The organism is Flavobacterium sp. GW821-FHT12A05 (assembly GCF_058807735.1).
On record NZ_JBXAQY010000010.1, the window covers coordinates 59060 to 73617 of the forward strand.

Genomic DNA, 14558 nt, shown 5'->3' on the forward strand with positions numbered 1-14558 from the left:
GTAAATGGGGTAAAATGTGCTTTTAATAGAATTGAAAACGTTTTCGCGCAGCAGATTATTGATCGTTTTATGTCGTTGGTTTAAAATTTAGGGTAGTTTGTATAAAATATTTTTTTTAACAATCCCTTAAGAATAATTTTACCTCATAACTAACAAAATAAATAAACATGAAAAAAATTTTCTTAATCTTTATGATTGTTTTTACGGCGCAGGTTTCGCTTGCACAAGTAAAAAATGTTAAAGGTGTGATTACAGATTCTGATGGGATGCCGTTACCTGGGGCATCTGTTGCTGTACAAGGAGGTCAAAAAGGCGCTACTACCGATTTTGACGGATTGTACTCAATTGAGGTTCAAAAAGGACAGACATTAGTTTTTAGCTATGTTGGTCTTGAGACACAAAACATAGTTGTAGGTGATGCTTCTACACTTAATGTGAAAATGGTACAAGCGGCATCGAATGCTTTGAGTGAAGTTGTAGTAACTTCATTAGGTCTAAAGAAAAGTAAAAAATCTTTGACTTATGCTACTCAGGAGTTAAAAGGAGAAGAATTAGTTCGTGTAAAAGATGCCAACGTTATTAATACAATTGCAGGTAAAGTTGCGGGTGTTGCGGTAACAAAAAGTGCCGGTGGTACTGGTGGATCAACTAAAGTAGTTATTCGTGGTAACTCATCTATTACTAACAGCCAGCCACTTTATGTAATTGATGGTATTCCATTATATAATGGATCTTCAAGCCAGCCAAATGGTACTTTTGGAGATACTAATGGAGGTAACCGTGATGGTGGAGATGTAGTTTCTCTAGTTAATCCTGATGATTATGAAAGTATGACAGTACTTAAAGGAGCGGCAGCTTCTGTATTATATGGTTCTCAAGGAGCAAATGGAGTAATATTACTTTCATCAAAAAAAGTTAAGGAAGGAAAAGGAAATTTCACAGCATCATCAGTTACGACTTTAGAATCAGCAGCGTATTTGCCTAAATTTCAAACTGAATATAATTCTTCTGGAGCTAAAGAAAAGACAAAGGATCATGTAAAAGATTTCTTTGATACTGGGGTTACTCAAATTACATCTTTTGGATTTACAACTGGTTCAAATGTAGCTACAACTAACATTTCTTATGCTAACACTTCATCTTCCGGGATTATGCCTGGAAATGGTTTAAAGAAAAATAACTTTGGTATTCGTCAAACAGGAAAATTCTTTGATGATAAATTGACTGTTTCTGCTGATGGAAAATATACTTCACAAACAATTGAAAACAGACCTTTAAGCGGATTAAATTTCAATCCTTTAACAGGTGTTTATTTAATGCCAAGAGGAAATGGAAATGATTTTAATTATTACAAAGATAATTTTGAAGTTTTTGATCCAGTAAGAAATCTAAATGCCCAAAATTTCCCTGTAATTAATGAGTATATTCAAAACCCATATTGGTTGATTAACAGAGCAAAGTCTGAAGATAAAAATAACTTTTTCAACGGATCTTTAGCTGTAGATTATAAAGCAAACAACTGGTTAAGTATTGCTGCAAGATATAGTTATAACCGTATTGAAAGTATTTTTGATAAAAAGATTTACGCTACAACATCTGAAATTATTACTGCTCCAACAGGAACATACATTAATATTGGTACATTAAGTACACAGCGTTATGGAGATTTAATAGCGAGAATCAATACTAATTTTAGTGAAGATTTTACATTTAATGCAATTGTTGGTACAAGTATAAATAATACTATGGCAAATCAACAAACAGTTTTAAATTCAGGTACTAATAATGGAGGTTTAGTAAACACTAACTGGTTTACATTAGGAAATTTCGTAAATAATAAAGCTAATCAACAATTATCTGGTTCAAACAGAGAAATTCAGTCTGTATTTGGGTCTGCCTCTTTTGGATATAAAAGCATGTTGTATTTAGATGTAACAGGAAGAAACGATTGGTCTTCTACTTTAGTTAATACAGGCAGTCCATCTTATTTTTACCCTTCTGTTGGTTTAACAGGTATTATTAGCGAAATGACTTCGATGCCAGATTGGATTAACTTTGGTAAAGTAAGAGCTTCTTATGCTCAGGTTGGTAATGATATTGCAGCTTTTGTAACTTCACCTAGATATACGATTCTTGGAGGACAATTTATACAGCCAGCTGTGGGACCTAGACCAGGAGAAACATTGAAGCCAGAATTGAAATCAGAGTATGAATTTGGTACTGAATGGAGAATGTTTAATAATAGATTAGGTTTTGAAGTTTCTTATTACAACTCAGAAACTAAAAATCAATATGTACAGGCTCCTGCACCTTCAACAAACCCTTTTGGATATACTAACTATGGTTTTAACGCAGCAAGTATTGCTAATCAAGGACTTGAGGTTGTTGTAAATGGAAAAATAATTGCGGCTGATAAATTTTCTTGGGATACTACAATAAATTATTCTCATAATAAAAATAAAGTTAAAGAGCTTCCAGAGGAGCTGGGCGGACGAATCATATTAACTGACCCAGGATCAAATGCATATCAGTTTTCATTAATTGAAGGAAGACCTTATGGAGTGATTGAAGCGTTTTCATATGTTAAAGATGCGCAAGGAAGAATGGTATTAAGCGATAAAGGTAAGCCACAAGTTGATCAAAATTTTAGAGAAGTTGGTAATGCAAATCCAGATTTCATGTTAGGATGGTCTAATACCTTTAAACTAGGTTCTTTCTTTGCTAATGTTTTAATTGACGGAAGATTTGGCGGAAGCGTTTTGAGTATGACTCAAGCTTTAAATGATTCTTATGGTGTTTCTAAAGCATTTGGTGACGCTAAAAATGCAGGTGGTGTAACAGTTAATGCTGTAGCAGCTGATGGTGTAACTCCTGTAAATAAAATTTCTGCGGAAGATTATTACGGTACAATAGGAGGTAGAAGTGGTGCTTTATCTGAATATGTATATAAGGCTACTAACGTTAGCTTAAGAGAACTTTCTATTGGATATACTTTTAACCCTAAAGCTGTTCCGTTTATACAAAATGCAAGTGTATCATTAATTGCAAGAAATCTATTCTTTATCTACAAAGACGCTCCATTTGATCCAAATGTTGCATTAAGTACAGGTCAAGGCTTACAAGGTGTTGATATCTTTGGATTACCAACAACTAGAAGTATTGGTCTTAATTTAAACGTTACATTTTAATAAAAAAATATCATGACAAGAAAATATATACAAAAATCGATCCTCTGCTTAGGTCTATTAGCTGCATTTAGTTGTACTGATAATTTTGAGGATATTAACTCAGATCCTCAAGGATCTACAGCTGAACAATTAGCTCAAGATTTTAATAACATCACGGGGTATTCACAAGTAATGTTCAATTTTATTTTTGAGCAAGATCCTTTATGGGGCTATCAAATACAGCAAAATTTGCAAGGAGATATTTGGTCTGGTTATATGGCAACTCCAAATCCTTTCAATACCAATAATAACAACATGACTTATAATTTAGTTAATGGTTGGAATGGTAGAGCATGGGATGATGCCTATACTTTTGTAATGGCAAATGCTTTAAAAATTGAGCACGAAACCAAAACAAAAGGATTGTATCCTGAAATTTATGCAATGTCACAAATACTTAAAGTAGAGGCTATGCACAGAATCACCGATATTTATGGGCCAATAGTTTATTCTAAGTATAGTTCTGAATCTTCTGTTAAAGAATATGATTCACAAGAAGAAGTATATACACACATGTTTGCAGATCTAGATGAGGCAATAACTACATTATCTAACAGTAAAGATGCTGGAAAAACTTCTATTATTGTTAAAGCTGATTTCTCGAAATATGGAGGAGATTATGCTAAATGGGTAAAATTTGGTAACTCACTTCGTTTAAGATTAGCTATGCGTTTAGCGGTTAAAGCTCCTGCAGTAGCTAAAGCACAGGCAGAGAAATCTATAGCGCAGAAATATGGCGTTATGACTACAAAAGATGATAGTTTTATTTTTGTAAGTGGTTTTGTTAATCCTGTTTATGGTAATAGCAACAGTTATGAGGATATTAACATGTCAGCTGATATGGAATCAATTTTAGTTGGTTACAATGATCCAAGACTTGGCAAATATTTTAGTACTTCTGTAAATTATCCTGGACAATATAAAGGTATCAGAACAGGAATTGTTTTGCCAGTTGCTCCAGATGGTGTAACTAAAGCCGCTCGTAAGGGGTTTTCTAAAGTAGGAGAAGCGATTAATGTTAAAGAGACGGTTTTCTTAACAACTGCTGAGGTTTTCTTTTTGAGAGCAGAAGGAGCTTTAAGAGGATGGAATATGGGAGGAGATGTTCAAGCTTTGTATGAGTCAGGAATTACAGCATCTTTTGAACAATTCGGAGCATCTTCGGAGACTTACAAAACTAGTACTTTATTACCTAAAGATTATGTTGACCCTGTTGATGCGGCGAATAATACACCAGCAGTTAATAATGTTACTGTTGCTTGGGAGCCAGGAGCCTCTAATGAAGTGAAATTACAAAAAATCATTACGCAAAAATGGATTGCTGGTTTCCCTGATGGACAAGAAGCCTGGACAGAATGGAGAAGAACTGGATATCCTAAACTATTTCCAATTACAAACAATACTAGTAACGGTGTAATAAGTTCTCAGTTAGGTGTTCGAAGAGTAAACTTTGTAGATTCTGAAAAAGAAGGAAATAAAGGTGGTGTTGCAACAGGTGTTGCGAAATTAGGCGGACCAGATACTGGAGCAACTAGACTTTGGTGGGATACCGGAGCTAACTTTTAAAATAAATATCAAAAAATTATAAGATTTTAAGTTTGGTTAGTAAATGGTATAAGCAATGCAAATTGCTTGTACCATTTCAAAAACCAAAATTGTATATACCAAAAAAAGAAAAGAAATGAAAAGTGCTTTAGAAATAAAACCTGACATCAGCTATAAGAGCGCCGGTAAATTTGAAGAGACGAGATTCGAAAAAATTCATAACGAGATCTTCAAAAGTTCTGCTGAAGCTTCGGTAATTGTAGCGCAGGAAATCGCTCAATTAATTAGATCTAAGCAGGAAAAAGGTAAATCTTGTGTACTAGGATTAGCTACAGGTTCTTCACCAATTAAAGTATATGAAGAATTAGTGAGAATGCACAGAGAAGAAGGACTGAGCTTTAGCAATGTAATCACTTTCAACCTGGATGAATATTATCCAATGAACAAGGAGAACAATCAGAGCTATCATTATTTCATGCATCAGCATCTTTTTAATCATATTGATATTAAACCTGAAAATGTAAATATTCCTGATGGTACAATATCTATTGATGAATTAAATCAATATTGTATCGACTATGAAATGAATATTAAACAAGCCGGAGGACTTGATTTTCAATTGTTAGGAATTGGTCGTACAGGTCACGTTGGTTTTAACGAACCGGGATCTCACATCAATTCTGGAACCAGAATTATTACGCTGGATCATATTACAAGAGTAGATGCTTCGTCTGACTTTAACGGAATCGATAATGTTCCTAAAAGAGCCATCACTATGGGAGTTTCTACCATCATGAGGTCAAAGAGAATTGTACTTATGGCTTGGGGACAAAACAAAGCCGATATCATAAAAAGAACCGTTCAGGGAGATATCAGTTCAGAAGTTCCGGCGACCTTTTTACAAAATCATCCAAATGCAACTTTCGTTTTGGATCAATCTGCAGCTTCAGAATTAACGCGTTTTAAAACGCCTTGGCTGGTTGGAGAATGTATATGGACACAAGAATTAAAAAGTAAAGCAATCGTTTGGCTTTGCCAGAAAACAAACCAGTCTATTTTAAAATTAACAGACCGTGATTACAACAATAACGGAATGTCTGATTTATTAGCACAAGAAGGATCTGCTTACGATTTAAACATCAATATGTTTAACGTATTGCAGCATACTATTACCGGATGGCCAGGTGGAAAACCAAATACAGACGATTCGCATCGTCCGGAAAGAGCCAATCCTGCCAAAAAACGAGTTATCCTTTTCAGTCCGCATCCAGATGATGACGTGATTTCGATGGGAGGAACTTTTTCAAAATTGATAAAACAAGGCCACGATGTACATGTTGTATATCAAACCTCTGGAAATATTGCGGTTACAGACGATGAAGCACTGAAATTTGCTGAAGTCTGCAACGATTTCACGGGCGGAAATCTTCCAAAAGACATCAACTTCAAATCTGTAATTGAATTTTTAAACAACAAATCAGAAAATCAAATCGATTCTCTAGAAGTTCGAAAATTAAAAGGATTAATCAGAAGAAGAGAATCTTACGCCGCAACAAGATACATCGGACTTAAGGATGAAAATACACACTTTTTAGATCTTCCTTTTTACGAAACAGGACAGGTTAAAAAGAATCCGTTAGGGCCTGAAGACATTGCTATTGTAAAAGAAATTATTGCCAGAATAAAACCGCATCAGGTATTTGCAGCGGGAGATTTAGCAGATCCGCACGGGACGCACGAAGTATGCTTAAACGCGATTTTCGCAGCCATGAAGGAATTAAAACCGGAAAAATACATGGATGACTGCTGGTTATGGTTGTACAGAGGCGCTTGGCACGAATGGGATATTCATGAAATCGATATGGCTGTACCGCTTTCTCCATCAGAAGTATTGTTGAAACGCCACGCTATTTTATACCATCAATCTCAAAAAGACAGAGTTATGTTCCAAGGAAATGATTCCAGAGAATTCTGGGTTAGAGCCGAAGATCGTAACAAAAATACCGCAATTCTTTACGATGAATTAGGATTGGCAGAATACGAAGCTATTGAAGCTTTTAAACGTTTTGATTATTAAAGTTGTTTTAAAAACGATTCGGGTGAGAGCGAATCAAATCTCAAAATTCAGACTGGCCTCAAAGCGATTAGTGAGGTAAAGCAGAAGTCATTCTGAGTTTTGTTTTTTTATCTAATTAAAAGATGTTCTAGAAAAGCATCGAACCAAAAAAAATAAAAATGAAATATTTATTTGTACTACTATTAGCAGGTGTGACAGCAAGCGCTCAGGTTCAAAAAGAGCAGCTAAATTTAATGCCTTGGCCTCAAAATGTTGTTGTTAACGACGGAAATTTCACTTTAAGTAAAAACTTTAAAGTAAACATTACCGGAAATCCAAATCCAAGAATTTTTGGAGCAGCAACTCGTTTTTTGCGCCGATTAGATGGTAGAGCAGGTATATTTTTCGAACAAGGTTATATTGCTAAATTAAATGAAGTTCCAAATGCAGAACTGCAAATTAACTGCGAAAAAAGCGGTAAAATTGGTTTGTATGAAGATGAAAGCTACAGCTTAGACATCAAATCAAGCAAAATAACTATTAACGCAACAAGCGATTTAGGTGCTTTGCATGGTTTAGAAACATTATTACAATTGCTTCAAAATGACAGCAAGACATTTTACTTTCCGGTTTCTCAAATCTCAGATTTCCCAAGATTTACCTGGAGAGGTTTAATGCTTGACGCATCAAGACATTTTCAGCCGGTTGATGTGGTTAAAAGAAATTTAGATGCATTAGCAGCAATGAAAATGAATGTTTTCCACTGGCATTTAGTAGATGACCAAGGCTGGAGAATAGAAACAAAAAAACATCCAAAATTAATCGAATTAGCTTCGGATGGATTGTATTACACACAAGAGGAAATTAGAAATATCGTAAAATATGCTGATGAGCGCGGTATTTTAATTGTTCCAGAAATAGATGTTCCGGGTCATGCATCTGCAATACTTACTGCTTACCCAGAAATAGGAAGCAAAGTAATTACACTGACTGGAGGAACTTCTGAAAAAAATATTCAAGGTACGGCAATCACTACCTATGGAATTGAGAGAAATGCGGGTATTTTTTCACCAACATTAGACCCTACAAATCCTAAAACGTATAAAATTTTAAGTGAACTCTTTGATGAGGTGTGCCCATTATTTCCCGGAGCTTATTTTCATATCGGGGGAGATGAAAATGAGGGGAAAGACTGGGATGCAAACCCTAAAATTCAAGAGTTTAAAAAGAAAAACAATTTAAAAACAAACCACGAATTGCAAACCTATTTCACCATGCAATTGGCTCCAATGCTTAAAAAACACGGAAAACAATTAATGGGCTGGGAAGAAATTTTAACCAAAAATCTTTCAAAAGAAGCGATCGTTCACTCTTGGAGAGGTCCAAATGAAGGCGTAGTTGCCGGACAATCATTAGTCGATGCGGTGAAAAAAGGATACAAAACAGTATTATCAAACGGATTTTATATCGATTTGATGTACCCAATTGCAAGCCATTATTTAAATGATCCAATGCCAAAAGGAGCGGATTTAACAGCAGAAGAAAAGGCAAGAATTTTAGGTGGAGAAGCGACTATGTGGACAGAGTTGGCAACACCAACAACATTCGATTCAAGAGTTTGGCCAAGAACTGCAGCCATTGCCGAAAGACTTTGGTCAGCAGAAAATATTACAGATGTAGCCAATATGCGCAAACGTCTTGAAGTAGTTTCTTTTAGATTAGAAGAACTAGGATTAACACACATCCGCAACAAAGCAGTTATCCTAAGAAATATTGCAAATAACCAAAACATAAAATCAATCAATGAGTTCTCGAATGTTTGCGAACCATTAAAAGGATATACAAGAAACAAAGGCGGAACAGAATATCAAATGTATTCTCCGTTTACACTTTTTGCCGATGCCTGTACACCAGATGCAAAAGATTCAGTGGCTTTTGATGAAGCAGTAAGTCAATATCTGGCAAATAAAACACCAGATAACAAAGCAAAAGTTACAGCATTCTTCAATAAGTGGATTTCTGTAAACAAAGGATTAATTGAGTTGAGTGCCAATGCACCTTTAGTACAAGCTATTTTGCCTTTATCTAAAAAATTAAGCGATGCATCACAAGAATTACTTCTTGTATTAGATAATAAATCAACTTTAAAATCGGCAGATTTACAAAGTTTAATAGAACAATGCAATACAAAAGATCATGCTGACGTAGAATTGTCAGTTTATCAGAGTTTGAAGAAATTAATTTAAGATTTGGTTTGAATTAGTATTAGTAAGTTTAAGTTGACAGTGTTGTTTTAAGAGTGCTGATTATCTCTGCCAGAAGCATCTGGCAGAGGTAATTAATTTAAACTTCAAAATATTTTTTTAAAACAGTCCTAAAATCGAATCATTAACCAAATAATTATTAAAAGAGTATTAACGCTTAAAAACCAAATAAAAAAGAATAGAATTAAAACATGACAAAACAGAGTTTAAATTGATGAGTCGTCCCAAATTTATCAGTTGTATTTAAAATTAATTTTTTTTGAAATTATAAATAAATATCAATCACTACTATTTGCTATTGATTATGAAAGAATCGGTAATAGTAATATTTATCTATAGAATCTAATTTGAGTTATTTCCAGTCGACAGCAGCCTTCCAACCTGCAGTTGAGCGAAACCCGGAAGCTTATAAGCTTCTGCGGCCCAATTATTTATTTTCTATTAACCAATATTTATTAATTATGAAACATTATTACAGATTACTCTTTTTGTTACTGTTTCCCTTACTTGCGTTGGCCCAACCCGCCCACGGAAAAAAAGTAGTGGGATATTATGCGCAATGGTCTATCTATGCCAGGGATTTTAACGTTCCCAAGATCGATGGAAGTAAGATTACGCATTTAAATTATTCTTTTTATGGTACAACGTATGATCCGGCTCATCCGGAGAATACAAAATTAAAATGTTTGGATACCTATGCTGATTTTGAGCATATGGAAGGCGGAATTCCATGGGATGCTCCTGTAAAAGGAAACTTTTATGACTTAATGAAGCTTAAGCAAAAGTATCCTCATTTAAAAATCTTAATATCTGTTGGAGGCTGGACAAAAGGCCAGGATCTTTCTCCAATTGCGGCCAGTCCGGTAGCAAGAGCAGCATTAGCAGCAGATATGGCAAATTTCATTGTTACTTATCCTTTTATTGATGGTTTCGACATCGATTGGGAATATCCTCTTTCTGGAGGAACAGATGGAACTGAAATTGTGAACGGAGCACCTGTTCCTCCACAAAAATACAGTCCTGATGACAACAAAAACCTGGTACTTTTATTGAAAGCAATGCGTCAGGCAATGCCAAATAAATTGGTTACAATTGCAGCCGGAAACAATGTTAGAAATGTTTCTAAGCAATATTTAGGACCAAACAACAGAGCACAATACGGAATGACAGAAGATATTTCGACTTATTGTGATTATATCACCTATTTTGGATATGATTTTGGTGGAAACTGGTATGATAAAACATGCTACAATGCTCCTTTATACGCCAGTGGTAATACAAACGATCCGCTTTATAGTGCGACACAATCAGAATCATTAGACGAATTAACAAATCAATATTTAAACGTAATTGGTTTCCCTGCGAATAAATTAATCATGGGATTACCTTTCTACGGGAAAAAATTTGATCATGTTGCCAATAACGGAACGAATCCAAATTTACCTGGATTATTCGTTTCTGCTCCAAGAGATATTGTTGGAGGATGTACCAATCCGCAAAATCCAATTGGAACATGGGATGGCGCTGGAGCGTGCGAACGTTCAGGAAGTATCGAGATTTGCGATTTAGTCGGAAATCCGGTAACCAATTCACATGCTTATTTAGATCCAAATACCATGTTAGTTACACCAGCTGCCGCTTCAGCAGGATGGGTAAGATATTTTGATAATACAACTAAAGTTCCTTATTTATACAATGCAACTTTAAAACAGTTTATCTCTTATGAAGATAAGCAGTCAATGGATTTAAAAGTTCAGTATATCAAATCTAGAAACTTAGCCGGAGGTATGATTTGGGAATTATCTCAGGATACCAGAGGTTCAATTCCAAATTCATTATTAACTCAGGTTGATACCTCTTTTGGAAGTATAGTTCCTGGAACAGTAAGTATTTCTGGTTCTGTAAAAAACGGAACAGCTTTAGTAACCGATGTTACAGTTGAATTACGTAATGCAAGTAATGCTGTTATCCAAACAGTGGTTTCTACTAATGGGAATTTTGCATTCAACAACTTAACTTCAGGACAAAATTATACGCTTACAGCTTTAAAAGCAACGTATACATTTACTCCGGTAACGCTTACAAACGTTACAGTAAATCAAAACGGGGTTGTAATTAACGGAACACAGCCAACTTATACCGTAAGCGGAACAGTTCTTAACGGAACAACACCAGTTTCAGGCGTAACAGTTTCGGCAGTTTCAGGAAGTACAACATTAACAGCCGTTTCTAACGCAAGTGGTGTTTACAGTATTGCAGGTTTAACAGCAGGATTAAATTTCACAGTTACAGCTGCAAAAACAGGTTTCTCTTACACACCGGCTTCAACAGTTTATAACGCAATAGATTCAAACAAAACGTTGAATTTTGCTCAAGGAGCGCCAATTGTTAATTATACAGTAAGCGGTACAGTTTTAAACAATACAACTCCGGTTTCAGGCGTAACAGTTACCGCTGTATTTACTGGCGGAAGTTTTGCAGCAGTTACAAATGCAAGCGGTGCTTACTCACTTAGTCTGCCTTCCGGCGGAAACTATACAGTAACTGCAGCTTTAACAGGACAAACGTTTACACCGGCTTCAACAGTTTATTCTAATTTGACTGCCAATAAAACGTTGAATTTTACACAAGATGCTTCTGGAAGTACAAATAAAATTAGCGGAACAGTTAAAAACGGAACAAATCCGGTTGCTGGAGCAAAAGTAGAAATAGTTTTACCATGGACAGATAATACACATCCTTGGAAAAGCGTTCTCGCCGTAACAGATGCACAAGGTAAATACAGCTTTGATAATGCAGTTGTTGCAGGTTATACAACCGTTACAAGTTTAAAACTAAATACTTGGGAAAACGGAGAAGTAGTTTATTTACCAAATAATCTGGCAAACTTTCCAGTTCCTGCAAACCCAACGGTTTACAATTTTAATACAAGTTCTACAGCAAAAACAGCATTGGCTGCAGCTGTAAACTTAATCAGCGGAACAGTTAAAAATGGTTCAGCTCCGGTGGCTAACGCAAAAGTAGAAATAGTTTTACCTTGGACAGATAACACTCACAATTGGAAAAGTGTTTTAGCAACAACAGATGCATCAGGAAATTATACTTTCGATAATTCAGTTGTAGCAGGTTATACGCAAATTTTGAGTTTAAAATTAAACTCTTGGCAAAATGGTGAAGTAGCTTATTTCCCAAACAATTTGGCAAACTTTGCAGTACCAACAACGCCTCAGGTTTATAACTTCAACACAAATACAGTTACACCGCCTCAGGTTACGATTACGGCTCCTTCGGCTGCCACTGTAGCGATTGCTCCTGGAACAGCTATTCAGCTTAAGGCAACTGCAAGTGTAGACGCAAGCTTAACAATTTTGTCAGTTGTATTCAACATCAACGGACAAAATATTACAGCAGCACTTTCAGGAACAGAATATGTTGCAAACTGGACACCAGCGGCAGCAGATTTCAACAAAAATTATACCTTGAAAGCAACTGTAACAGCATCAAGCGGTGCAACTGCCGAAAACACAAAAGCGTTCGCTTTACAATGTTCAGGAACAACTTGTCCTAATTCATTGCCTGTAATTACTTGGAATACACCATCGAATACTACTATATACCAGAATTCTTTCCAGGTTGTGCCAATTTCGGTTACAGCTGTTGATAGTGACGGAACAGTTTCGGGTGTTACCATTACAATAAATGGAGGTACATTTAATATGACAGCAGGTACAAATAATACTTACACGTATAATTTTACACCATCTGCTTATCAGGATTATCCAGTTGTAATCAAAGCAACTGATAATAAAGCTGCTGTAACTACATTAAACAATACCATTAAAATTGCTCAAGTAGGAACAAATAGATTTATTCCGCTTCCATCTAAAATTATTTTAGGATATGCGCATTCTTGGGAAAATACTTCTGCTCCATTTTTATATTTCTCTCAAATGGTGGGAAGTAAGTTTAACGTAGTCGATTATTCTTTCGTAGAAACAGTGAATCGTGATGGTTATACGCCAATATTAACTACAAATGATACTAGATATTTGACGAATGGAGTTTTCAATAAGCAATTGTTGAAAAACGATATAAAATCTTTAAGAGACAGCGGCGTTCCTGTTATTGTTTCTATTGGAGGTCAAAATGGACACGTTGTTTTAGATAATGTAACTCAAAAAAATATTTTTGTTAATGGTCTAAAAGCAATTATCGACGAGTACCAATTTGATGGAGTCGATATTGATTTTGAAGGCGGATCGATGAATTTTAGTGCAGGAAATTTAAGAGATATTTCGTATGCGGGTATTTCGGCTTATCCAAGATTAAAAAACGTAGTAGATGCTTTCAAAGAATTAAAAGCTTACTATGGACCTGGATTTTTATTAACTGCAGCTCCGGAAACACAATACGTACAAGGAGGATATACTACTTATACAGATACTTTTGGTTCTTTCCTTCCAATCATTCAAAACTTACGTAATGAATTAGATTTGTTAGCCGTACAATTGTATAATACAGGAGGAGAAAACGGATTAGATGGTCAATACTATGGTTCAGCTAAGAGAGCAAATATGGTAACTGCCCTAACCGATATGGTAATAAAAGGATATAACATTGCCTCAACAGGAATGCGTTTTGATGGTTTACCAGCTTCAAAAGTACTTATTGCATTACCAGCTTGTCCAAGTGCAGCAGGAAGCGGTTACATAACACCGGCAGAAGGAGTTAGTGCAATGCATTATTTAAGAACAGGAACTACCTTTTCTGGAAGAACATACACTATGCAGCCAGGCGGACCATACCCTTCTTTAAGAGGATTAATGACTTGGTCTGTAAACTGGGATGCATCATCTTGTGGTAATTCATCTGAATTATCTAAAGCCTATGCTGCTTATTTCGCTTCGCAGTCGGCATCAAAAACATTAGCAGTTCAGGATATTTCTGTTCAAAACAATGCAACGATAGCGTATTTTAAAAACAACGCCTTATCAGTTACAAACGACAACGAAGAGATCGCTCAAGTTGATGTGTTCAACATTTTGGGACAAAATTTAGTAAGTCACAGAAATGTTCAAAACAATAAAGAAGTATTGCTTCATGATCAAAGTTTCTCATCTAAGCAATTGTTTTTAGTTGTAGTAACAGACAAATCAGGAAACAAAAAATCATTTAAAGTAATGAACTTTTTAAACTAGAATAAATGATTGAAAATTTAGAAATAAAAAAATTGGGACGGTTAAAATTGAGTTTGGTTATTTATTTTTTAATCTAATTTTTATTTCGAATAAATGCATTGAATTAAGGAGATTTGTTATTTGGTTTTCTCCTTGAGGATCGCATTATGAACCTGGCAATTATATTGCCAGGTTTTTTTGTTTAAAAAGCATCCTTAAGTCTTTGCGAGGAACGAAGCAATCACACTAATAATTGACGCAGTAAGTGAGATTGCTTCGTTCCTCGCAA

5 protein-coding genes are annotated in these 14558 nt (G+C 35.3%); all 5 read left to right on the top strand.

What is annotated here, in order from left to right; translation table 11 throughout:
- Positions 1–167: 167 nt before the first annotated feature.
- The 5 genes from AC1RRQ_RS21190 (at position 168) to chiA (ending at position 14290) form a co-directional block, all read left to right on the top strand.
- The gene (locus AC1RRQ_RS21190) at positions 168–3188 is read left to right on the top strand and encodes a TonB-dependent receptor plug domain-containing protein (protein ID WP_493024956.1); all 3021 of its coding nucleotides are present in this window, start codon (positions 168–170) and stop codon (positions 3186–3188) included.
- Between the two features lie 12 nt (positions 3189–3200).
- Positions 3201–4793, top strand: coding sequence for a RagB/SusD family nutrient uptake outer membrane protein (locus tag AC1RRQ_RS21195; protein WP_493024958.1), 1593 nt, complete (start codon positions 3201–3203; stop codon positions 4791–4793).
- Positions 4794–4908: 115 nt separating this feature from the next.
- Entirely contained in the window at positions 4909–6849 is a 1941-nt protein-coding gene (nagB, locus tag AC1RRQ_RS21200; protein ID WP_493024959.1) for a glucosamine-6-phosphate deaminase, read from the top strand.
- A 158-nt stretch (positions 6850–7007) separates the two neighbouring features.
- On the top strand, positions 7008–9074 hold the full coding sequence (locus tag AC1RRQ_RS21205) for a beta-N-acetylhexosaminidase (RefSeq protein WP_493024960.1): 2067 nt from the start codon (positions 7008–7010) through the stop codon (positions 9072–9074).
- A 479-nt stretch (positions 9075–9553) separates the two neighbouring features.
- Entirely contained in the window at positions 9554–14290 is a 4737-nt protein-coding gene (gene chiA / locus AC1RRQ_RS21210; protein ID WP_493024962.1) for a T9SS-translocated chitinase ChiA, read from the top strand.
- Positions 14291–14558: the final 268 nt, after the last annotated feature.